The 22,051-nt window shown below is 40.8% G+C and carries 16 protein-coding genes; 10 read left to right on the top strand and 6 right to left on the bottom strand.

The genetic code is table 11. From position 1 onward, the window contains the following. Positions 1-359 precede the first annotated feature (359 nt). The 3 genes from ACP6PL_RS14105 to ACP6PL_RS14095 all read right to left on the bottom strand — a co-directional run bounded on the left by ACP6PL_RS14105 (position 360) and on the right by ACP6PL_RS14095 (position 5,499). On the bottom strand, positions 360-2,336 hold the full coding sequence (locus tag ACP6PL_RS14105; protein ID WP_426545894.1) for a DUF6851 domain-containing protein: 1,977 nt from the start codon (positions 2,334-2,336) through the stop codon (positions 360-362). A gap of 1,003 nt (positions 2,337-3,339) precedes the next feature. Continuing rightward, entirely contained in the window at positions 3,340-3,510 is a 171-nt protein-coding gene (locus ACP6PL_RS14100; protein WP_426545893.1) for a hypothetical protein, read from the bottom strand. Between the two features lie 1,074 nt (positions 3,511-4,584). After that, positions 4,585-5,499, bottom strand: a complete 915-nt coding sequence (locus ACP6PL_RS14095) for a LysR family transcriptional regulator (protein ID WP_426545892.1) — start codon at positions 5,497-5,499, stop codon at positions 4,585-4,587. A 285-nt stretch (positions 5,500-5,784) separates the two neighbouring features. Between ACP6PL_RS14095 and bicA the strand changes: the two genes are divergently transcribed. The 3 genes from bicA (at position 5,785) to ACP6PL_RS14080 (ending at position 10,259) form a co-directional block, all read left to right on the top strand. After that, the gene (gene bicA / locus ACP6PL_RS14090) at positions 5,785-7,512 is read left to right on the top strand and encodes a bicarbonate transporter BicA (RefSeq protein ID WP_426545891.1); all 1,728 of its coding nucleotides are present in this window, start codon (positions 5,785-5,787) and stop codon (positions 7,510-7,512) included. A gap of 896 nt (positions 7,513-8,408) precedes the next feature. Continuing rightward, entirely contained in the window at positions 8,409-8,546 is a 138-nt protein-coding gene (locus ACP6PL_RS14085) for a hypothetical protein (RefSeq protein WP_426545890.1), read from the top strand. Positions 8,547-9,119: 573 nt separating this feature from the next. Further along, positions 9,120-10,259: a sodium-dependent bicarbonate transport family permease gene (locus tag ACP6PL_RS14080; protein WP_426545889.1), complete on the top strand. Its 1,140-nt coding sequence runs from the start codon at positions 9,120-9,122 to the stop codon at positions 10,257-10,259. Between the two features lie 199 nt (positions 10,260-10,458). On the opposite strand, the gene ACP6PL_RS14075 is transcribed toward ACP6PL_RS14080, so the two are convergent. Beyond that, complete coding sequence (locus ACP6PL_RS14075) at positions 10,459-10,776, bottom strand: P-II family nitrogen regulator (protein WP_426545895.1); 318 nt, start codon at positions 10,774-10,776, stop codon at positions 10,459-10,461. Between the two features lie 698 nt (positions 10,777-11,474). Here ACP6PL_RS14075 and ACP6PL_RS14070 point away from each other — a divergent pair. The 3 genes from ACP6PL_RS14070 to ACP6PL_RS14060 all read left to right on the top strand — a co-directional run bounded on the left by ACP6PL_RS14070 (position 11,475) and on the right by ACP6PL_RS14060 (position 16,832). Next, complete coding sequence (locus tag ACP6PL_RS14070; RefSeq protein ID WP_426545888.1) at positions 11,475-11,735, top strand: helix-turn-helix domain-containing protein; 261 nt, start codon at positions 11,475-11,477, stop codon at positions 11,733-11,735. 675 nt (positions 11,736-12,410) lie between these two features. Beyond that, positions 12,411-14,594 carry a molybdopterin oxidoreductase family protein gene (locus ACP6PL_RS14065; protein WP_426545887.1) on the top strand — a complete coding sequence of 728 codons (2,184 nt, stop codon included), beginning with the start codon at positions 12,411-12,413 and terminating at the stop codon, positions 14,592-14,594. Between the two features lie 843 nt (positions 14,595-15,437). Further along, on the top strand, positions 15,438-16,832 hold the full coding sequence (locus ACP6PL_RS14060) for a carotenoid oxygenase family protein (RefSeq protein ID WP_426545886.1): 1,395 nt from the start codon (positions 15,438-15,440) through the stop codon (positions 16,830-16,832). 14 nt (positions 16,833-16,846) lie between these two features. Here the strand turns inward: ACP6PL_RS14060 and ACP6PL_RS14055 are convergent, their stop codons facing one another. Both ACP6PL_RS14055 and ACP6PL_RS14050 read right to left on the bottom strand, forming a co-directional pair. Further along, the gene (locus ACP6PL_RS14055; RefSeq protein WP_426545885.1) at positions 16,847-17,071 is read right to left on the bottom strand and encodes a hypothetical protein; all 225 of its coding nucleotides are present in this window, start codon (positions 17,069-17,071) and stop codon (positions 16,847-16,849) included. A gap of 228 nt (positions 17,072-17,299) precedes the next feature. Further along, the gene (locus ACP6PL_RS14050) at positions 17,300-17,647 is read right to left on the bottom strand and encodes a winged helix-turn-helix transcriptional regulator (RefSeq protein WP_426545884.1); all 348 of its coding nucleotides are present in this window, start codon (positions 17,645-17,647) and stop codon (positions 17,300-17,302) included. Positions 17,648-18,037: 390 nt separating this feature from the next. On the opposite strand from ACP6PL_RS14050, the gene ACP6PL_RS14045 reads away from it, so the two are divergent. The 4 genes from ACP6PL_RS14045 (at position 18,038) to ACP6PL_RS14030 (ending at position 21,760) form a co-directional block, all read left to right on the top strand. Further along, positions 18,038-18,883 carry an enoyl-CoA hydratase/isomerase family protein gene (locus ACP6PL_RS14045; RefSeq protein ID WP_426545883.1) on the top strand — a complete coding sequence of 282 codons (846 nt, stop codon included), beginning with the start codon at positions 18,038-18,040 and terminating at the stop codon, positions 18,881-18,883. Positions 18,884-19,072: 189 nt separating this feature from the next. Then, positions 19,073-20,041, top strand: a complete 969-nt coding sequence (locus ACP6PL_RS14040; protein ID WP_426545882.1) for an LLM class oxidoreductase — start codon at positions 19,073-19,075, stop codon at positions 20,039-20,041. Positions 20,042-20,054: 13 nt separating this feature from the next. Beyond that, positions 20,055-20,852, top strand: a complete 798-nt coding sequence (locus tag ACP6PL_RS14035) for an SDR family NAD(P)-dependent oxidoreductase (protein WP_426545881.1) — start codon at positions 20,055-20,057, stop codon at positions 20,850-20,852. A 44-nt stretch (positions 20,853-20,896) separates the two neighbouring features. Next, entirely contained in the window at positions 20,897-21,760 is an 864-nt protein-coding gene (locus ACP6PL_RS14030) for a DUF4437 domain-containing protein (RefSeq protein ID WP_426545880.1), read from the top strand. Positions 21,761-22,051 lie beyond the last annotated feature (291 nt).

Here is a 22,051-nt window from a genome sequence, read left to right as displayed (position 1 = left end):
CATATCCAATCGACCAAGAGAAAAGTGCTAGGATATTTCCTTATCTTCAATTCCCTCACGGTTTTAACCAGAGGTAATTATCAATTATCCATTATCTAATTATCAATTAATGAAAGGCGTTTTCATAGTTCATAGAGCATAGTAGGGACGTTCCATGAAACGTCCCTACAAGGGTAGTATTTTTATTCAATTATGAAACTTATAGCACTAGGCAAATAGCTTAGGACATTGGTAAATCTTAAAACTCAGTTATAGATTGCTTTTGACTTATAACTTGCGCGTAGCGGTATATCTCGGCATTTTTGAGAATTTTAATTTCAAAAAAATTGTTGCTTCCGGCAGGTTCTTCAAGCCGTTGCTTAAGCGAAAATCTCGACAAAATCATCACTACCGATATCGGTTGCCGCTACACCTTGCAAAGTAATAGAAAGTTCCTCACCAGTAATGCTAGTGTCGCTGCCCACCTGAGCAATTGTCAAATCCTCGAATTCCAGACCACTCCTTAAACGAATCAAATCAATTCCGTCTTCAAAATCAGTGATAATATCATCCCCATAATCACTCCGGAAGTCAAACATATCTGCACCAGTTCCACCAGTGATTATATCATCACCCTTATCAGCACCAATAATATCGCGACCGGCACCAGCATTAATTATATCGTCACCTTTGCCGGAATGGATTAAATCATTACCATCCAAACCTTCAATAATATCATCGCCACGACCGCTATGTATGTATTCACTTGCATCAGTTCCAATTAACTCATCATCTCCAGTTGTACCAAGTATCTTATTGGGGGTAACTAGAGACTGAGCTTCTTCCCAGACTTCTCCCGCTACCTGTCGCCCCAGAGACCTACCATTCACATCGCCATCCTCAAAGTGAATGCCTCCGTAAAGACGAGAAAAACCAGCCTCATCAGAAGCTTCGCTGAAAGTATCCCACTCCAGAGTTACAGTTTCTGTTGGTGTTACACCAGGTTCAAAACGAGACTCACCAGGAGCAAAAGTTACCGAAGCACCGAATTCATCATCGCCAGTAAACCGTTGGAGAATTTCTGCACCAGCAGCGCTGAAAGTGCTATGACCAGATACATATTCAGCAAAAGGAGGAGAAGGATCGCTACCAGGAGTTTGATAGGTGAGGAAATCAGTTGCTAGAATTGTTTGGGTTCCTTCTCCTGGACCTGCCCAAGCTTCAATAGCATAACCACCAAGCTCTTCATTAAATTCCCCAATCAAACCCTGTTCGCCTAATTCGCGCACTGTGCGTACTGGACGAGCATAGTCGTAGTTAACTTTAGCTTCCCAAGTCGCAACACCAGCATCAAATACCGCGTTACCTAAATTAAAGAATAGTTCGACGTCCTGATCTAACGTATGCTCATCTCTGGCAGAAACAAATTGACCGAAACTCATCCAGGTTCCTGGTGGGAAAGATGTACCACCGCCATCTTCCCAAAATTCCGCAATTAACTTTTGTTCGTCTGTCAGGTTGGCGCTAAAATTAACTACCTCTTCTGTTTGGGCAATAAATTCAGGATTGATAATAGTGCCAATAATATCTTTACTAATTGGAACTACAGACTGGTCTACCAAAGTAATTGTACCTGCATCCAAGTCTACTTCACCATCTACCAGCAAAAATGGTTCTGGTGCTACTGGTTGTAGTTCGTCACCTGATTCGAGGCCAAAGGGTGTCACATTACCCCATTGTGGAGTCAGGAAGTTTTGGACTGGAGCATTAGGATCGTCAATAGGAACGTTTTCGGGAGTCCAAAGCTCTATGTTAGTAGGATCTCCAGCAGGATTTTGAGGTTGATAACCACTGATGTCGGAGTAGGGAGTACCATCACCATTGGGGTTATTTCCTAATTGGTTAGAACCATCATTATGACGGAATGCTAATAGTGCTTGACCGGAAACGTTACCAATGCCAGCAGGAGTAGTAGGATCGGTAGTAGTGTTGTTGGGGTCTAAGCTTAGATTAGCCATTACTCCATTGAAAATTTCTACTTGATCGGGGAATAAATCTGTCAGCACCCGGTAAGCAGAAAAACTCATTGCTTCAGCTTTATTAGCTTCTGTATTTTCAGATTCAGGACGTTGTAGATCATCTCCTAACTGAGTTCCTACTGCTAATGGATCGTAAGCAGCCCAAGCATCATAGATGGCTGTATGTACCATAGAATAGGCACGGGAGGCGACGGTTGGACCTACTCTACTATTAATGACTGCTTGTTGGACTGCGCGGTCCCATAGTACTGAAATACTGGGTGAAGGATCGTTAACTGTTACAAGTTGAGTGTTGGGGTTAACCTGAAGTTCGTTCATAGTGTAGATGTGATAATAATAGTTTTGTTTGTTGTTCTAATAGATACTTCTGGGGTGTATCTCAGTTATGCAAAAAGTAAAAATACTCAGAAAATTAAGAGGTAAAGTGTAACTTTAGTTATAACTTGGGCGTTTAGATGTATTTATGGTTCAATTTTATAGATGTGTTTGTTACGAAGTCCCATGAGTACAAGTCACTAACATTAGTTAGTGTGTATACATAAAGAATTTACAATGGTTTGATTCCACCTTCCGGATATTCTGATGAGAATTTTGACTATTTTTAAAATCAGATATAGTAAGGCTTTTAGGAATTAAGCTCTTTGTGTGAGATAGGCGGAATATAAGTTTTATACCCGTTTGCTTTACATTTACTATGATAAACAAACTTTTATTTCAGTAGCAACAGTATAATTACCAATTTTCAATTCAATTAAACAATTCAATAAATAAGTGATAATACGAATGACAATTATCCAGATTTAGATTAACTCAACTATAATAGTGGATAGTGGTGAGATTAATTATGGTAAAGGGCTGGAAATAATCATTGTTTGATTTGGTTCTTTTAATATAAGCAAAATAATTGGGGAGTGGTGGCCAATTTGGCAGATGTATTTTAAAAAATTAGCAGGACTTGTGCAAAGATACTAGGGAATCCCTTGCTGTATCGCTTATAGCAGCGTCGGGAGGATGTCAATTATATGGTTCTCCAAACAATAGCATTGAACAAGTTAAATCTTGAATTACTTCCATCGTCATATTACCGAATAATTAAGGTTTAAAGCCTCTCCTTTAAACGAGAAACAAGAAAAAATTTTCCCTACCGCCTCAATCCTCTCCCTAAAAGGAAGAGGTAATTATCAATTATTCATTATCAATTATCAATTATTGAATAATACCGTTTCACTAAATTGAGAATTCAGAATTGAGAATTGAGAATGCCAGATTTGATAGGCTAAAAACTCTGACAAAAAAACAGTTTCAGGCAATTATTTGATATTTACAGTTTGAAATTATTTGTGACATTCTTAAAGTGAATTGGTATTACAGCTAATCCACCAGCAGTACGACTCCGAATCGAACACAAGATAACTAAATCAATATATTTTGACTCTTCTGTAATTACTCTAGAAACATCATCATGGCGAATAGTCCTAATTGCTGTTTTCACATTAAAACCTGACTAAGAAATTAAAGTAGATAACTGAGATTCAAAATCATTAATCTGCTGTTGAGCAGTTCTAGGATCGCAAATATGAAGAAATATGACCTCCCCTTGATTTGTATCAGCAAACATTAGAGCAAATGTAATTTCCCTAAGAGTCTGTGGCGTTAGATGTTTTAAAGGAACTGGGACTTATATCAAATCCGGTAGCATCGGTGTAATTAAATGGGGAGATAGGGAGATGGGGAGATGGGGAGATGGGGAGATGGGGAGATGGGGAAATCGAGAAATATTTGGTAATGGTTGAAGATGGAACATTTTTTTATACCGAATTAAACGGATTTGATATTACACAAAAAAGTAGAAAAAAATAGGCTCAAATATAGACAGCTAGGGGGTTTTACCTCAAAAAGATATAATTCCTTTATTACCAAGGGTTCTAGGCATTTTTAGGGCTTTGACGTAATTCCCTTGTCTAGACTGACTTTTCCTACGGAATGCTGCGCAAACAAGCATTTTTCTGCCCAGAAATTGTGTAAGTCCCATCATAGGACTATGTGGTAAGAGTTGTAGCAATTTTTTACCCTTAAAAATTTCAATAATAAATATGTAGATAAGTGTTATCGGATATGTCTATTATTTTCCAAATGATATTACACCACTTTCTAGGATGATTAAATATATTTTTATATTAATCTCTGTTTGCTCCTACTAATGGATAATTGATAATTAATCAATTTTGCTTTATTGCCTCTCCTTTTAAGTAGAAAAAGGGGTCGAGAGATGGCGTTTAGCGCTCCGCACAACGCGCGTTTCGCTAGTAAACGCATCCAATCGACCAAGAAAAAAGTGCTAGTACCGCTACGCGGAAGTCAGAATTCAGAATTCAACCCACCCCCGCCCCTCCCAGGAGGGGAGCCAGGAGGGGAAGTCAGAAGTGTTGAATGGTAAGGCTTTGAGTATTTTGTCACTGGTCACTTATTTCCGTCATCCTGCACTAGGATATTTCTTTATATTCAATTCCGTTACGGTTTTAACCGGAGGTAATTATCCATTATCCATTAATAAAAAACTACTATATTAACTAGCAATACTAGAAGTAACACCATTTTTCTGAGTGTGCTGATGGAGATATTGTAAGAATGCTTGAGCTACTACTGATAGCTGTTTGCCTTCTAGGTAAGATACATACCACTCTCGTTTAATCGGAAATCCTTTAACATCTAAGGTGGTGAGTTCCAATTCTTCACTGTATAGGGTATGTTCTGACAAAACAGAAATTCCTAAGCCTCCAGCGATCGCTTGTTTAATGGCCTCATTACTGCCCAACTCTAAGCGCACTTTCACAGCAACTTTATGCTTACCAAATAGTTGTTGGACTGCCTGACGAGTGCCAGATCCCTGTTCTCGCATAATAAAGGCTTCGTTATTGAGAGATTTAATCGGAATATTTGTCTTTCCTGCTAATGGATGATTTTTATTCGCTACTAAGACTAGAGGATTATCCATTAAATATTCGTTGCACAAAAGAATATCTTCAGGAGGTTGACTCAATATATATAGATCGTCTTGGTTTTCCAACATCCGCCTGGTTATGTTTTGGTGGTTTGTCACCTCTAAGGCAATATCAACCAGTGGATGTTCTTGGCAAAAATAACCTAAGATTCTGGGCACAAAATATTTAGCAGTTGTTACTACTGCTAAACGTAACCTTCCTTGTTTTGTACCTTTGATGTCAGCAACTATCATCTCGAAACGATCGAGCTGTTCAAAGACTTCTTGACAAGTAGCTAATAATTCTCGCCCAACGTCAGTCAAGTGAAGTTGCTTACCAATTTGCTCAAATAAAGGCATCCCTACTGTCTGGGTGAGTTGCTTCATTTGACTAGAGACAGTGGGTTGGGTAATGAATAATTCTTCAGCAGCTTTAGTAAAGCTACCATGACTAGCTACTGTCTGAAACACTCTTAACTGATGTAAGGTGGCCTGAATCAAAGACTTTTCCTCCTCAATTATAAGAAAAACAAAGAAAATATTAAGACTTATATAAGTAATTGCAAACTATCAAGTATTGCATTCCCCATTAATTTTTATAATAATCTTGACATAGACTATAGTCAATGGTTAATATAATTTGCATTGACTAAATTGAATAGAACTTAAACAGCAACTCTAGTTTATAGATGCGTTGCAACGCACCTTACACTAAAGCTAGGGTATACATAGAAGTTTAGGTAAGTCCTATTCAATAAAAAAAGAAGTTATCAATAAGATAAAACAATGGCTACGCAAGTTTTTAACAAAATACATTTTAGAAACATCAAAGGCGATATGTTCGGTGGCTTGACTGCTGCCGTGATTGCTCTTCCTATGGCACTTGCCTTCGGTGTTGCTTCTGGTGCAGGTCCTGCTGCTGGTTTATATGGTGCTGTATTAGTTGGTTTATTTGCAGCACTGTTTGGTGGTACTCCAACTCTAATTTCCGAACCTACTGGACCAATGACGGTGGTAATGACTGCGGTGATTGCCCACTTAACTGCTGCTAACCCAGAAAACGGTATGGCAATGGCATTTACAGTAGTAATGCTAGCTGGATTATTCCAAATTAGTTTTGGTTTATTAAAGCTGGGTAAATACATTACCATGATGCCTTACAACGTGATTTCTGGTTTTATGTCAGGCATTGGTCTAATCCTTATCATCCTACAAATAGGTCCGTTTCTCGGACAGGCTAGTCCCAAGGGTGGTGTAGTTGGTACTATTCAGAACATTCCTGAACTGTTAACCAATATTAATCCTATAGAAACAGGGTTAGCAGTTCTTACAGTAGCTATCCTCTTCTTAGTGCCATCTAAAGTTAAGAAATTCGTTCCACCACCATTGTTAGCATTGGTAGTAGGAACAGTCATTTCTGTTTTCTTTTTCTCAGATACTGCAATTCGTCGGATTGGTGAAATCCCTAGTGGTTTGCCTAGCTTACAGTTACCTTACTTTACTCCCGAACAGCTACAATTAATGGTTGTTGATGCGACAGTGTTAGCTATGCTTGGCTGTATTGATGCTCTATTAACCTCTGTGGTTGCTGACAGTTTGACTCGTACTCAACACGACTCTGATAAAGAATTAATTGGTCAAGGTTTAGGTAACTTAGCTTCTGGTTTATTTGGTGGTATTCCAGGCGCTGGAGCAACTATGGGTACTGTAGTTAATATCAATACAGGTGCTCGCAGTGCTTTATCTGGTGTTACCCGTGCTGTTATTTTGATGGTTGTAGTTTTGGGAGCTGGTAGTTTAACTGCACAAATTCCAATGGCTGTTTTAGCAGGTATTGCTCTCCAAGTTGGGATTAAGATTATTGACTGGGGATTTCTCAAGCGTGCCCATGACATTTCCTGGAAGTCTGCAATCATTATGTATACTGTTATTGGTCTAACTGTATTTGTTGACTTGATTGCTGCTGTAGGTATTGGGGTATTTATTGCTAATGTTATGACTATTGATCGCCTAACTCAGCTAAAATCTGAGGATGTTAAAGCTATTACTGATGCTGATGATGCGATTATCTTAGACAATGATGAGAAAGAATTACTGGATCGTGCTGAAGGTAGGATTTTATTATTCCACTTGAGTGGTCCGATGATCTTCGGTGTTTCTAAAGCAATCTCTCGCCAGCATACACTTTTGAATAATTATGAAGTCTTGATTGTTGATTTGGCCGAAGTACCTCACATGGGTGTAACTTCTGCTCTAGCAATAGAAAATGCGATTCAAGAAACTGTTGATACAGGTCGTCATGTATTCCTAGTTGGTGCTTCGGGTAGTGTTAAACGAAGGTTAGAAAAACTGGGAGTTTTAAAAATTGTACCTTCGCAAAATATGTTGATGGATAGGAAGCAAGCATTAGTTAAAGCTGTTTCCCTAGTTACTTCTAATGTCAATATTAATGGTACAAGTCAGAATGGAGTTAACGGTCAATCTGGCATTGATAGTTTGATCAAAGGGCGTTAGTAATTTAAAATATGGTATAAATTTTCCATATACAGGATTACAGTCGCTTACCCAGAAGTCAAACTGCCAATAATCGTTTCGCTTTGTGTCAGCAATCGCTTGCTTGCCAAAGGAATGATGAAAGTTTTAGCACAGCGCTCTATTACTACCCAGCCAAGAATTCCTGAGCGAAAGTGATCTAGCCCTGTGCAAATCTAGACTTTAATTCATCAAGGTCTCCCTTCTTGAAGATGTGTCTTCTGGGTTGTAGGTATCGGGCAAAAGCTCTCCCACTGATTTCACCCAATTGATAATTTTCCTATGGGCATAACCAGTACGACTAATACCTGGGAAACTTATACCATTAACATACATTTTAAGAATGCGGATATACTGCACACCGGGATTGGAAAGGGGCTCGTAATATTATGTTACGAGCTTTGCAGTTGATATGCTATCACTTTAAATGGTTATGCCCTACAGATTCAAAGTGCAGAGCTTTCAGTAGGTTAAATTTGCACACAGATCATTGACTTAATCAAAGAATAACGATATAATAATTTAAAAAGCAGACCATTCTACAAGCTCCACTCACCCATACATGAAATATATTAGAACTAAGCTGAAACTTAATAATAAGAAATGCGGTTGGCTTGACCGTTGATACCTGTAGACGGAGTGCTGCCAACAGTTCCGGTGGAAGGCGGTCAGACCCCGCGTCGGCGTAAGACGCAAGCGGTGCGACCCCGCGTCGGCGTAAGACGCAAGCGGTGCGATCCCGCGACGACGAAAGTCGCAAGCGGTCAGACCCCGCGTCGGCGTAAGACGCAAGGGAATGCTGACCAAGAAAGGGAACGCGCACCAAGAGAGGGAATGCTGACCAAGAGACAGGAAGTAAACATTAAAATGTCGCACTTATGACGTTTTATATCAGTTTTATCAACCAGCTTGAATATCCTGACTATATTCAGGTGAATAATAAAAACCAACAAATTGACGACCACATTGGAGGCAAATTTAGTTTTGTTTATGTCTTAGATGGAGATTTTTCCTGATATGTTGGCTAAGACACTTACCGATATTCCATGGAAAATGAAATTCTTACTGTATATTACTTAAAAATTTTACCATATCCGTAGGTTTTGGATCCTTCAATTCATCTTTCTATTTACCAACGCCCTAAATTTTGCCAAAACCGCTATATCTGGCAATTAATTCGATAACTATCTATAGATTTACACAAAAAAGCTAAAGCCATAACATATTGCTGAGGCTACAATCCAGTATATAGCAGGATGAAAATGATATCTTGGCTGTCTGAATGTCTCCAACTTGAGTGAGTACCCGAAAACGCTTTCCCCAGATGCATCGCTCGGATTTTACAGACTAATTGCTCGTACACTATGGTAGTAAAAAGGAATTGCTCATGAATCACCACTGATTAGCGCAATCGTTTGCGATCATCGGTTCAAAATATTATCTTCCAGTACACGACGCACCGAGATCCAGATGCAATGGAGTGGCGAGTTTACTCTATGACAGATGTGTGGAGCCAGTCAACCAGGATTTGAGGCTACTCTTAGCTACCGTCCCGCCCCTAAAATCTGAATCTAAGGAGGAATAAAAACATGGATTTTTTGTCTGATTTCTTTACGCTCTTGCTGGGGAAGTTGCAATCCCCAACACTCGGTTTTCTGATTGGTGGTATGGTTGTTGCTGCCGTCAATAGCCGACTACAAATTCCAGATGCGATCTATAAGTTCATCGTCTTCATGCTACTCATCAAAGTCGGCCTAAGCGGCGGAATTGCGATCCGCAATGCCAATCTTGTGGAGATGCTTTTGCCCGCAGTATTCGCCGTTATCATAGGGATACTTATCGTATTTATCGGGCGCTACACGTTGGGTATGTTGCCCAAAGTCAAAACCGTGGATGCCATTGCTACCGCAGGCTTGTTCGGTGCTGTTAGTGGCTCTACCCTCGCGGCTGCCTTGACGTTACTTGAATCGGAAGGTATCGAATACGAGGCATGGGCTGCTGCACTCTATCCCTTCATGGACATCCCAGCGCTCGTGACTGCGATCGTCTTGGCCAGCCTTTATATCAGTAAGCAGAAGCAGTTGCGTACTACAGAGGGGTATCTCAATAAGCAGGAGTATCTCAGCAAGCAGCCCGTTACCGCAGGCGGGTATCCCAATGAACGGCGCATTGAGCGGCGCATTACTGCAGCCGGGTATCCAAAAGATTCGGACAATACCCCAGGCTCGGGGGTCAAGATATGGCCTATCATTAAGGAAAGCCTCCAAGGCTCTGCCTTATCAGCACTGCTGCTCGGCCTCACTCTAGGTCTGCTAACCCGGCCGGAAAGTGTCTATGAGAGCTTTTTCAATCCTCTTTTTCGCGGGCTGCTTTCGATACTGATGCTGGTAATGGGTATGGAAGCCACAGCAAGGCTCGGTGAGCTGCGCAAGGTAGGCCAGTGGTACGCCCTATATGCCTTTTTTGGCCCACTGCTGCATGGGTTCATAGCCTTCGGTCTTGGCATGATTGCCCACTTTGCCACGGGATTCAGCTTTGGTGGCGTCGTGATCCTGGCTACAATCGCCACCTCCAGTTCAGATATCTCAGGACCTCCCACTTTACGAGCCGGTATCCCGTCAGCAAATCCTTCCGCTTACATAGGCTCATCCACAGCCGTCGGAACTCCGGTTGCGCTTGCTTTGGGAATACCGCTCTACATCGCACTTGCCCAGGCACTGGGTGGCTGATCCCACACGGATCTCTGTCTGTGGTGCTCCCCTGACACGGATGCTATTTCAAGGCTGCGTCTTCTCAATCACTGGCGTAGCCGATAGTCTTGGCAAATTACTTCTTATTGGGCGTTAACGTCCTGTTGATACGAAAGACTGCCACCAAAAAACCGGGTTCATGCCCCGGCTTTTTTAGTTTGATTGGCTAGGTTTTAAGTTAGAATGTGTGTGCGTGCAGTATCTCCATCACGTTACATACATAGGCAATACCGGAATAATCGTCGAAAAACTGCGTTGCGACCTCATCTGCAATCTTCACGGCCATCTCTCGATTGGGGGTGAGCACCTCGAACTTTATGTTTGAGTAATTGTCGTTAAGGGTGGGTGTTCCCGATGAGCGCACGTTACGACTACCTTTACCGCCAACTTCCACCACCGTATAACCGGTAGCCCCGGTATTGTCGATGATTTTGGCGATCTTTTTCAGTAGCAACTTTTCCGTGACAATGACTAGCTTGCTAGCTTGTTGGGTCATGGAATCTTCATTATTAGTGTCGTCATTATTGATAGTTTGTTGGGTCATGGGGGTTACCTCTTGATGCGTATAGTAATTGAACTATATAGAAACTCAGGAAAAGGGCATAACCGCTTGCTATCGCACCTATCCAAGTGTACGAAGGAAATACAATCGCGTTCGTATACGTGTTGCGTAATAGCGCGCTTGCCATAGTGAAAATGTTAGCACTATATCATCGATCGGTCAAGAGGATCGTGGGTAAATAGAAAGATGAATTGAACACTCCAACAGCTATGGAGGGGATAAAATTTTTCAGTAAGATCAAATCCAGTAGCATTGGTATAATTAGATAGTTAATTAGGAGTTAGGAGGGAAGAGAATTTAGAAAGATTTGCACTTTGGCGCTCAGATGAAACATTTTTTTATACCAAATTAAGCGGATTTGATATAATAAGGTATTTAGATGGGTTTACCCATCTAAATTCTGGAAGCTTTTGCTGTTAAGGTCGATCACAGCAATTAGTACAAATAGTCAAACAAGTTAAATTCTGGCGTTGGTAAATCAAGAGATGAAGCTTTAAGACTAATCTGTTTCTCATACTTCTAAATATCTCAGTATAGCATTGACTTAATCAAAGAATAACGATATTATAAGTTATAAAACGTACTATTAGACAGGCTGTGTTTGCTGCGCACATGAAACACAAATAAATGAAATGAAATCCATTAGAATCAAGCTCAAACTGAATAATCAGCAAAAAACTCTGATGACTCAACACGCGGGGTATAGCAGATGGTGCTATAACCGGGGTTTAAGTTTGTGGAATGCAGCTTACAGAGATGGTTACAAGCCTAATTCACGAAAGCTAAGAGAAGTTTTTACCAATCACACAAAACCTATGAATCCTTGGATGAAAAACTTGTCATCAAAATCTAATATCCGTTTGACCTACTCCAATCCCTCTCTCTATCTATAGCAATTTCCAAAGTTATGAGGTAAAGTTGTTTTTCTGATTTTTCTACTCCTTAAAACAAACAAATTTTGATAGTGGTGCATAGTCATAGTATAGGAACTGTTGGTGGTGTGGGAAGTGTGGGAAATGTGGCGAATGTGGGAAAAAATGTATATTTTCATCAGTACTATGCAGGATTAACGAAATTTTGTACCTCACCAGTCTGGAAATTGCTATATATAGAGGTTTTCAATCATGTTGACTACAAAACTTCTCTTATATTCATTGAGAATGTGCGAATTCAGAATTGTTAAATTAGGGATTGTAGCAGTTTTCCAGAAATGTTGAATAGAAAACGTCTGCTTTCTGCCTCTAAGCAAAATCTATGTACTCTATGTTAATGAAAATTGCTATAAATTCCCAGCTTGCTCGTCATCCCGTGAGAATTTATTCATAAAACTTGCTCCTTTAAGAAATCTTTAAAACGTATCTAATGTGACAGATAATTTTTAATTAATTATTCAATAATAAACATAAATTTAAAATTATATCATAAAAAATAAAATCAATTTTGTGGGATAAATCCACAATACACAAAACTTATGTTTAAATAGCAAATGAAATTATTAAGATTCAACAGTATTTGATATTAATAATAATTTCATTTATTTTTTTTTAGTAAAAAAATTTAAGTAAACTATGGAACCGACAAAAACTCTTTGTCCCTATTGTGGTGTTGGCTGCGGGTTAGAAGTATCACCACCAGCAATGCCAGGAAAAGCAACAAATCGAGATAGCAAAGGTAATCCAATTTGGCAAGTACGAGGCGATCGCTCTCATCCATCAAGTAAAGGTAAGGTTTGTGTTAAAGGTGCCACAGTGAGCGAAGCATTAGATAAAAGTCGGCTCAAATATCCAATGATGCGCGATACCTTAGATGAACCTTTTCGTCGGGTTACTTGGGAACAAGCTTTTCGGCGCATTGTTAACCGCATTCAAACTGTACGCTTCACCCAAGGACCAGATGCAATTTGTATGTATGGATCTGGTCAGTTTCAAACAGAAGATTATTATATTGCCCAGAAGTTGCTCAAAGGATGTCTGGGAACTAATAACTTTGATGCCAACTCTCGCCTCTGTATGTCTTCAGCAGTATCTGGATATATTCAAAGTTTTGGTTCTGACGGTCCTCCCTGTTGCTATGATGACTTAGAACAAACAGACTGTGCATTTTTAATTGGCACTAATACAGCAGAATGTCATCCTATTGTATTTAACCGTCTCCGGGTATATCACAAGAAAAATAAGAAAGTAAAAATGATTGTGGTAGACCCCCGTCGCACTCAAACTGCAGAAGCAGCAGACCTACATTTGGCAATCCGACCAGGTACAGATATTGATTTACTTAATGGTATTGCTCATCTGCTTATGCGCTGGGGTTTGCTTGATGCAATGTTTATTGATGAGTGTACGACTGGTTTTCCTGAATATACTGAAGTAATTCGTCACTACCCACCGGAACTGGTGGCACGCCATTGTGGGATTCGCTTGGATGAGTTGGAAAAAGCAGCTCGTTATTGGGGAGAGTCTCAGCGAGTTTTATCTTTGTGGTCAATGGGGATGAATCAGTCTTCGGAGGGTACGGCAAAAGTGCGAACTCTGATTAATCTACATTTGATGACGGGTAATATTGGCAAACCAGGTGCAGGTCCGTTTTCTCTGACTGGTCAACCTAATGCTATGGGTGGTAGAGAAGCAGGTGGACTGGCTCATATTTTGCCTGGTTATCGAGTGGTCAAAAATCCTCAGCATCGGGCTGAAGTCGAAAAGTTGTGGGGATTGACTCCCGGACAAATTTCTGGTGTACCTGGTCGTACTGCTTGGGAAATGATTATGGCTTTAGAACGCCAAGAAATAGGTTGTTTGTGGATTGCTGCAACTAATCCCGCTGTGAGTATGCCCGATCTAGAACGGACGAAGGCTGCTTTGTTGCGATCGCCTTTTACTGTTTATCAGGATGCTTATTATCCTACGGAAACGGCTGAATATGCTCATCTGTTGTTGCCTGCTGCCCAGTGGGGAGAAAAAACGGGTACGATGACGAACTCGGAGCGAGTAGTGACTTTGTGTCCGGCATTTCGCGAACCTCTAGGAGAAGCTAAAGCAGATTGGGAAATCTTTGCGGAGGTAGGTCGCTGTTTAGGATTTACAAATCAATTTGATTTTTCTGACTCGGAGGCTGTGAGAGCTGAGTTTCTAGAATTGACACGCGATCGCCCCTGTGATATGACTGGCATTACCTATCAAAGACTCCGAGAACATGGTCCGACTCAATGGCCTTACTCCGATAGTAGTGGAATATCTCAAGAGCGTCTGTATACTGACTTCCGATTTAACACTTCTGATGGCAAGGCAAGGTTTGCAGCATATTACTCCCAAGGTTTGGCAGAACCACCTAATCCTGATTATCCATTCGTCTTGACAACCGGTCGGTTATATGGTCATTGGCACACTCAAACTCGTACCGGGCGTATTGAAAAAATTAAAAAAATGCACCCGATGCCGTTTATAGAAATTCATCCTCAAGATGCTCAGAGGTTAGAAATTTCAGAAAATGATTGGGTAGAAGTACGATCGCGAAGAGGTTATAGCAGATTTCCAGCAAAAATCACCAAAGCTATTACTCCTGGTACTGTATTTGTACCGATGCACTGGGGGGTACTGTGGGGAAATCAGGCTGAGGCGAATGCTTTGACTCATCCTCAAGCTTGTCCTGAGTCTGGGCAGCCAGAATTAAAAGCTTGTGCTGTGCAGTTGCAACCAATTCAATTTGAAGTGGCTAATACTCAATATTTCTCTGTGGAGCAAATGCTGTCGTTCTGATTCAAGGAAGAGATAGGGTGATATCAAATCCGATAGCATTGCTGTAATTAGATCAATAAGGTGGGGAGTTTGGGGAGATAGAGATATCTAGAAATATTTGGCAATAGGTTGAGATGGAACATTTTTCTATATCTAATTCACTTAATTCGGTATAAAAAAATGTCTGTTGGTATCGTTTGTGTAAACTCAGGTGTTAATATCTACAGGAAATTTAAGTTTTTCCGGCGTTTAAGCCCTCTCTCCTAAATAACTAAAACCTTATTCCTTACCCTTACTTTACAATGCCGATGCTAGCGGACATGATATGACAAGGAGAAATTGAAACACAAAGGAGAAAAAAGCAACTTTTATTGCTGGATTGAATGCTTATGTGATAGATAACTAAATTTTTTAATTGTTTGAATTTGGAGGCGTTTGTGCTTCCTTATCTACTTTTCCCCCAAGCCTACTAATATCTACTAATATCAAGTCCGGATAATCAGTGATAAAAAAGTATATGGTTTGTAGTTGGGCTTTAGCCCTATCTAAAGTTCGGGCTGAAGCCCAACTACAAGCTTTAATTATCACTATTCAACCGGACATGATATAAGTCTCATCCACGTTATCCTTCTTATTGTAAAAAACGTACTTTCGTAAGGGGAGATAGGAAGGATAGAAAGCTTGAGTATAAAAGCCAAAGTTTTCATCAAGAATCACAAAATTAGCCAGCAGGAAAGAGAGGAAAAAAGAAAAGACAGATGAGTAAAAATTTACAAAATTTTTGAATTATAACACTATACATAATGGAAAAGTGGTCATAAGCTATTAATAGAACCTTAATTTTTTCTATAGGAGCAAGTCCCAATGACTACTACCACAAAATTTAATCCCTATCTGATGGGTAATTTTGCCCCAGTGAGCAAAGAGATAACTTCCGACAATCTGGAAATCAAAGGCGAACTCCCTAGAGATTTGTCAGGAATGTATGTTAGAAATGGCCCGAATCCTCAATTTGCTCCTCTAGGTAGGTATGATTGGATGGATGGTGATGGAATGCTGCATGGGGTAAGGATTAGTGGTGGTAGGGCAGAATATCGGAACCGTTATGTACGGACGGGAGGATTTGAAGTAGAAAAAGACTTGGGTTATGCAGTATGGAGTGGTAGATTAGAACCTCCTCAAATAAATAATCCTTATGGACCATATAAAAATGTGGCCAATAATGGCGTAACTTTTCACAATGGCAAGTTATTAGCTCTTTGGGAGGCAGGTTTACCTTATGCGGTTAAAGTTCCTACTTTAGAAACAATTAGCCCCTATTTATGTGATGGTTACTTAGATTCTGCTTTCACTGCTCATCCAAAAGTCGATCCAATGACTGGAGAATTGATATTTTTTGGTTACGCTCTAGATGCGCCTCCTTATGTAAAATACGGTGTGATTTCTAGTAACGGCGAGCTATTGCAGACAGTACCAATTAATATACCTGTGCCAAGTGCTCCCCACGATTTTGCCATCACAAAAAATTATACAATTTTGATGGATTTACCATTACGCTTCCGTCCACAAAGAGAAGAACAAGGTTTACCTGCTTGGATGTTTGAAACTGGAGTTCCAAGTCGTTTTGGTATCTTACCTAGGTATGGGAACAATGAAGATATTCGCTGGTTTGAAGCTCAACCTTGCTATATTAATCACATTCTTAATGCTTATGAATCTGGAGATGAAGTGGTAATGTATGGTTGTCGGATGAGTTCAACTCATGTGTATCCCGGTACTTTTAGAGACCCCGATGAAAATATTCCCCGAATGTATGGATGGGCGTTTAATCTCAAGACGGGTACTGTCAGAGAGGGAATGTTAGATAAGAGACCGTCTGAATTTCCCTGTATTAATAATAGGTTTGTAGGCCGGGAAATGCGCTATGGTTACACTTCCAGAATGGCATCTTTGCGACCATTGTTTGATGGAATTATTAAATATGACTTCGGTACTGGTAGGTCGCTACCCCATGATTTTGGTGAAGGTCGTTATGGTGGTGCTGTGACATTTGCCCCCAGAATAGGTGCTATTGATGAGGATGATGGTTGGTTGTTGACGTTTGTATATGATGAAAAATATAAGCGTTCTGAATTATTGGTTATTGATGCTCAGGATATGAGGGAGGAACCTGTGGCGCGAGTGATTTTTCCTCAGAGAGTGCCTTATGGTTTTCATGGTACTTGGGTGTCTGAGATGCAGTTGATAGCAAATAGGTAACTAGCTATCAGCTTTTACCATTCAGCTAGCCTCTTGCAGAGGAACTGCATTAATAGCTTTTTTAGCTGAGGAAAAGAATGTTGAGCGATCGCTCTTTTGGGTTGAAATGAAAGTGGAGCGATCGTCACTCTAATTAACCAATGGGTTAATAAATTGATGAAATTTTTGCCAGAATATTTTGCTGCTTTATTCGAGGAGCAAAGTTTTTTGATAGGGTGTTTTATTAGGAAAAGCAACATAACTCATAGATTTCCTATCTGGAAGTTATTTGAACTCATTTTAATTCAGAAAAAGCAGATAGCAAAAAATAGCAGAAATAAACTGCACACCCCAGAGCTAGCAAGATGCCCACACTACTCTGTAGTTCATATACTTTAAAACTGCTGTAAAAAATATAATTTACAGATATCAAAATTTCCCAAATAAACTACCTTACCATCCAAATGTATTCTATTACTTTACAAAGACTAGGACTCATCAGATTTTACATTCATATGCTCGGCTCCCCAATCTCTCATAGAAATCATAATTGGCTTCAGAGTACGACCATAATTTGTTAGGGAATATTCTACGTGTGGCGGTACTTCAGGATAGACTTTTCGCGCAACAATATTATCTTTTTCCAATTCCCGTAGTTGATTAGCAAGCATCCGCTGTGTAATACCTTTAATTTTTTTCTTCAATTCGCCGAAGCGTAACACATCATTCTCCAAGAGATTAAAAATTATCACAGGTTTCCACCGTCCACCAATCACCGATAACGTGGCTTCGACAGAACACCCATAGGGACGATCGTAATTATTTTTCTGCGTCATAATTCTCTAATTTATAAACTTTTCAATAGTTACTTTTAAGTCACTATATATATAAATTGTACCTACTTGTTATATTCCTATTTTTACTATATTTTTAATCATATAACTCATAAAAAAGTCAGCACCTTGTGCTAAAGCGAATAGGGCTGAAGCCTTAAAGCAATAGCTAGTTGACCACCTTAAGTCTTAAATGCCTACTTTATTTGCAATAAAAGTCCCTACCTTGGAGTGGGTATCAACTCCAAGGTCTACAGCCAAATTATTTAATTATTTTACGACGGGTAATACCTTAAAATTTAGAGCCTACCGACCAATAATCTTGGAGAGACAAACCTTTTCAATCAGAAAACTTTAGATGTCCAAATTTTAACAACTTGCAAAATTATAGATATGGCTTACGAAAACTACACTACATTCAAGGCTACAAACGATGGAGCAGTTCTTACTATTACTTTTGATTATCCTCCTGTAAATATTCAAGGCATTCCGATGCTAGACGATCTAAATCGTTTGGCGGAAACACTTGAAAGTGATCGTAGCGTCAAAGTTGTTGTTTTCCAATCTGCGCACCCAGAAATTTTTGTAGCTCATGCCGACACGAATTTTCTCAAAGATATGTCCACAATAGCAGTACCTCGTGAAGAGGTAGAACTACTTTATTTACAGACCACGCTGGAGCGTATTAGTAAATTACCACAGGCGACTATCGCCAAAATCGAAGGGTTCGCACGGGGTGGCGGTCATGAATTTGCGCTGGCTTGTGATATGCGCTTTGCAGCTCGTGGCAAGGCAAAGTTTATGCAGATGGAAGTTGGTATGGGCATTCTGCCTTGTGGTGGTGGCGCATCGCGTATGGCTCGTCAGGCAGGTTTAGGCCGGGCATTGGAAATTATTTTAAGTGCGCGTGATTTTGATGCGGACGAAGCAGAAGCCTATGGCACTATTAATAAGGCTCTCGATGCGGACAAAATTGGTGCTTATGTTGATGATTTGGCAAAACGCATGGCCCACTTCCCTGCGGATTCGATTAATGCTTGTAAGCAGGCTGTTTATGCTTCAATCGACAAGCCAATTGAAGAGGCGCTGAAGGAAGAAGCTTATTGGCTCTATCAGGCAACAAGTAAAACACCAGCGATTAAGCGTTTCCAAATCGCAGATGACACAAACCTTCAAAATGATATGGAGAACCAGCGTAACTGGGAGCAAGGAGTTATTGCTATTCAGGAAATCGAATAATGAGCATTGAACAGAATAAACAAACTGTTTGTGAGTTTTTTGAACACTTCTCTACTGCAAATATTTCGGCTACCCTTGATTTGCTTGATGATGCTGTCATGCTGCTCTAAATCCATTTTTACTCAGACCTCTTGGTGGTTTTGCTAAATAAGGCCAATAGCCAGAAGGCTATACTGACTTGAATTTAAAATGCTTGAAAAAACAAACAAGTTAGAATTTCAATCCATTAATAAGGGATACAATTCAGTATTTCGTTTGGGACGGCTGAGTCTGGGATTAGTTGTACCAATCGAGAATTACTCCTCAGGAGCAGTGCCTTCCATGACTCGACACATAGAACACGTTCAATTGGTAGAAGAACTGGGATTTTCTGCTGTTTGGTTGCGTGATGTACCATTTAATGTGCCATCTTTTGGTGACGCTGGTCAAATCTATGACCCTTTTGTCTATTTAGGTTTGCTCGCTGGTCAAACTGAGCGAATTGCACTTGGTGTTGCTAGTATGATTTTACCGTTGAGGCATCCAGCTCACGTTGCTAAAGCCGCCGCCAGCGCTGATGTATTGTCAGGTGGAAGACTCATTTTAGGCATCGCCTCTGGCGATCGACCAGAAGAATATCCAGCACTAAACTTACCTTTTGCCGATCGCGGTAAACTATTTCGTGAAAGCTATGACTATATTCGCTACATGGGGGATAATACACCAAATTTTGAAAATACCTATGGTGGCATGAATGGTTCGATCGATATGTTGCCCAAGCCTAATTCAAAAAAACTACCACTGCTTATTACAGGAAATAGTCAGCAAAGCCATGAGTGGATTGCACAAAATGGAGATGGCTGGATGCTCTATCCTCGTAATGCTGGGTTGCAGGCACAAATTATTAAAGATTGGCGAGAGCTGGTTCGGAAAGTAGGAAGGTCTGCCCAACCGATTATGGAACCGCTTTATGTTGATTTGGTTGAAGCATCTAATGCCCCTCCCCAACCTATCCACTTAGGATTTCGCCTGGGAGTCAAATATCTTCGAGATTATTTGAAATCACGGGAAGATATCGGTGTCAATCATGTTGCACTGAACCTGCGCTTTAATAGAGCTGATATTGATACGACACTGAAATATTTAGCAGATGAGATCCTGCCAGAATTCAATGGATAAAGGAGACAAAGCCATGCAAAAAACTATTTTAATTACTGGCTCTACTGATGGTATTGGACTGGAAACAGCGAAGATGCTTACTTCAATGGGACACCATGTTTTATTGCATGGTCGTAATCAAAAAAAGCTTGAACAACTGCAAAAAACGCTTCTTGAACTCAAAGGTGGCGGACGTATTGAAATTTACATGGCCGATTTGTCGCTCATGGATAATGTCGAGGCACTCGCGAAAGCTGTAGCGGAAAAGCACTCTAAACTTGATGTGCTAATCAATAATGCAGGTGTCTATAATGCCCCCGCTCCTGTCACCCAGGAGGGTCTTGATATACGTTTTGCTGTTAATACTATCGCTCCCTATCTGCTTACACAACGGTTATTATCACTGCTCGGTACTTCAGGAAGGGTGATTAATCTTTCCTCCGCTGCTCAATCTACCGTCCAAGCAGAAGCACTGGCTGGACGAGTCAAGTTATCCGACGGAGCAGCCTATGCACAAAGCAAACTAGCGCTTACAATGTGGTCGCGTAGTCTAGCAGTTTCCCTTGAGGATCGCGGTCCTATGATCGTCGCAATTAACCCTGGATCTATGCTCGGTAGCAAAATGGTGAAGCAGGCTTTTGGGGTGGCTGGTGGCGATATCCGCATCGGGGCAGAAATACTCACTCGCGCAGCACTGACGGATGAGTTCAAAACTGCTTCAGGTAAGTATTTCGACAATGATTTAGGTCAGTTTGTATCTCCCCATCATGATGCCCTTGATACGCAGAAATGCCAAGATATTGTACGTGTTATTGAGACGGTTTTAGCTTAAACTTTGGTAGTACATCAAATAAATGATTACCAAAAATTTTCCTCATGAAAAACATAAGAAGGTTTTTATTACTCGCACTTGCACTCTTCGTAACCGCCTTGGGTTGCGCGCAGGTCACATCCCAAAGCATCGATCCGGAATTAGCAGCCAAGGCAACCTCTGAGGTAGTCTTGAGGTCTGAAGTCCAGTGGGGACCCCTCAACCCTGCCCGTGGCGACCAAAGCCCGAAAGCTGGTACTCTTTGGGGCGATCGCACTGCCTCCGGGCCGTCAGGCTTCCTCGTTCAATTTGTGGACGGCTTCTCGTCCCCACCTCACATTCACAATATCACCTACCGTGGAGTGGCCATTAGTGGCACCGTTCACAACGATGACCCGAATGCCGAGAAGATGTGGCTACCGAAGGGTTCTTTCTGGACGCAACCAGCCGGAGGTGTACATATTACTGCTGCCGAGGGTAGCAACAACATGGCATACATAGAGATCGATGAAGGGCCGTATCTTGTCCTTCCCACTGAGGAAGCGTTTTCTAGCGATGATAAGCCAATTAACGTAGACCCATCAAACATTGTTTGGATCGATCAACCCGGGATACCAGACTCTGCCAATGGAGCAAAGGTAGCCTTTCTTTGGGGCAACCCGCAGGACGATCAACTATACGGGAGTTTTATCAAGCTACCTGCTGGATTTACTGGAAAGATACTTAGCCACGGCTCGACATTCCACGCTGTGGTAATCCAAGGTCAACCACAGTACCAAGTGACGAGTGAGACCGATCTCAAGACCTTAGTGCCGGGCAGTTATTTCAGCTTGAAGGAAGAGTCGGTGCATCAAGTCTCGTCTGAAGCAGGAGAGGAGAGCATCATCTATATACGCACGAATGGCAAGTTCGACGTCATTCCGGCGTAGCTCAAGAAGTAATGCCATTTCTCAAAAACTTTTCTACATTTTGTTGAGCAGGGTAGTAGGTAGGGACGTTGCATACAACGTCCGTACAGGGAGAAGCAAACATAAGAGTAATTAACATTAACTTAGCTAAAATTAGCAAAAAAGTGATTTTGCTTGTACCGATTAGTTGACAACTGAAGTATTGCTCAAGTATAGCGCTAATCTATGGGAATTAGTAGAATCTTGGCCGTTCCTAATAATATCATGTTCGGATGATCACTTATAATAAAGCCAAAATCATTACAGTAGAAG

It is taken from the genome of Dapis purpurea BLCC-M126 (genome assembly GCF_050015975.1).
GTDB lineage: Bacteria > Cyanobacteriota > Cyanobacteriia > Cyanobacteriales > Microcoleaceae > Trichodesmium.
Note: the sequence above shows the minus strand (reverse complement) of the source record. Positions and strands in the feature narration are given on the sequence as shown.

Bases quoted from the DNA above. Each gene is read 5' to 3' on its own strand.
- ACP6PL_RS14105 (WP_426545894.1), bottom strand. From the start codon at position 2,336: ATGAACGAACTTCAGGTTAACCCCAACACTCAACTTGTAACAGTTAAC.
- bicA (WP_426545891.1), top strand. From the start codon at position 5,785: ATGGCTACGCAAGTTTTTAACAAAATACATTTTAGAAACATCAAAGGC.
- ACP6PL_RS14085 (WP_426545890.1), top strand. From the start codon at position 8,409: ATGACGTTTTATATCAGTTTTATCAACCAGCTTGAATATCCTGACTAT.
- ACP6PL_RS14080 (WP_426545889.1), top strand. From the start codon at position 9,120: ATGGATTTTTTGTCTGATTTCTTTACGCTCTTGCTGGGGAAGTTGCAA.
- ACP6PL_RS14075 (WP_426545895.1), bottom strand. From the start codon at position 10,776: ATGACCCAACAAGCTAGCAAGCTAGTCATTGTCACGGAAAAGTTGCTA.
- ACP6PL_RS14070 (WP_426545888.1), top strand. From the start codon at position 11,475: ATGAAATCCATTAGAATCAAGCTCAAACTGAATAATCAGCAAAAAACT.
- ACP6PL_RS14065 (WP_426545887.1), top strand. From the start codon at position 12,411: ATGGAACCGACAAAAACTCTTTGTCCCTATTGTGGTGTTGGCTGCGGG.
- ACP6PL_RS14060 (WP_426545886.1), top strand. From the start codon at position 15,438: ATGACTACTACCACAAAATTTAATCCCTATCTGATGGGTAATTTTGCC.
- ACP6PL_RS14055 (WP_426545885.1), bottom strand. From the start codon at position 17,071: ATGTTGCTTTTCCTAATAAAACACCCTATCAAAAAACTTTGCTCCTCG.
- ACP6PL_RS14050 (WP_426545884.1), bottom strand. From the start codon at position 17,647: ATGACGCAGAAAAATAATTACGATCGTCCCTATGGGTGTTCTGTCGAA.
- ACP6PL_RS14045 (WP_426545883.1), top strand. From the start codon at position 18,038: ATGGCTTACGAAAACTACACTACATTCAAGGCTACAAACGATGGAGCA.
- ACP6PL_RS14040 (WP_426545882.1), top strand. From the start codon at position 19,073: ATGCTTGAAAAAACAAACAAGTTAGAATTTCAATCCATTAATAAGGGA.
- ACP6PL_RS14035 (WP_426545881.1), top strand. From the start codon at position 20,055: ATGCAAAAAACTATTTTAATTACTGGCTCTACTGATGGTATTGGACTG.
- ACP6PL_RS14030 (WP_426545880.1), top strand. From the start codon at position 20,897: ATGAAAAACATAAGAAGGTTTTTATTACTCGCACTTGCACTCTTCGTA.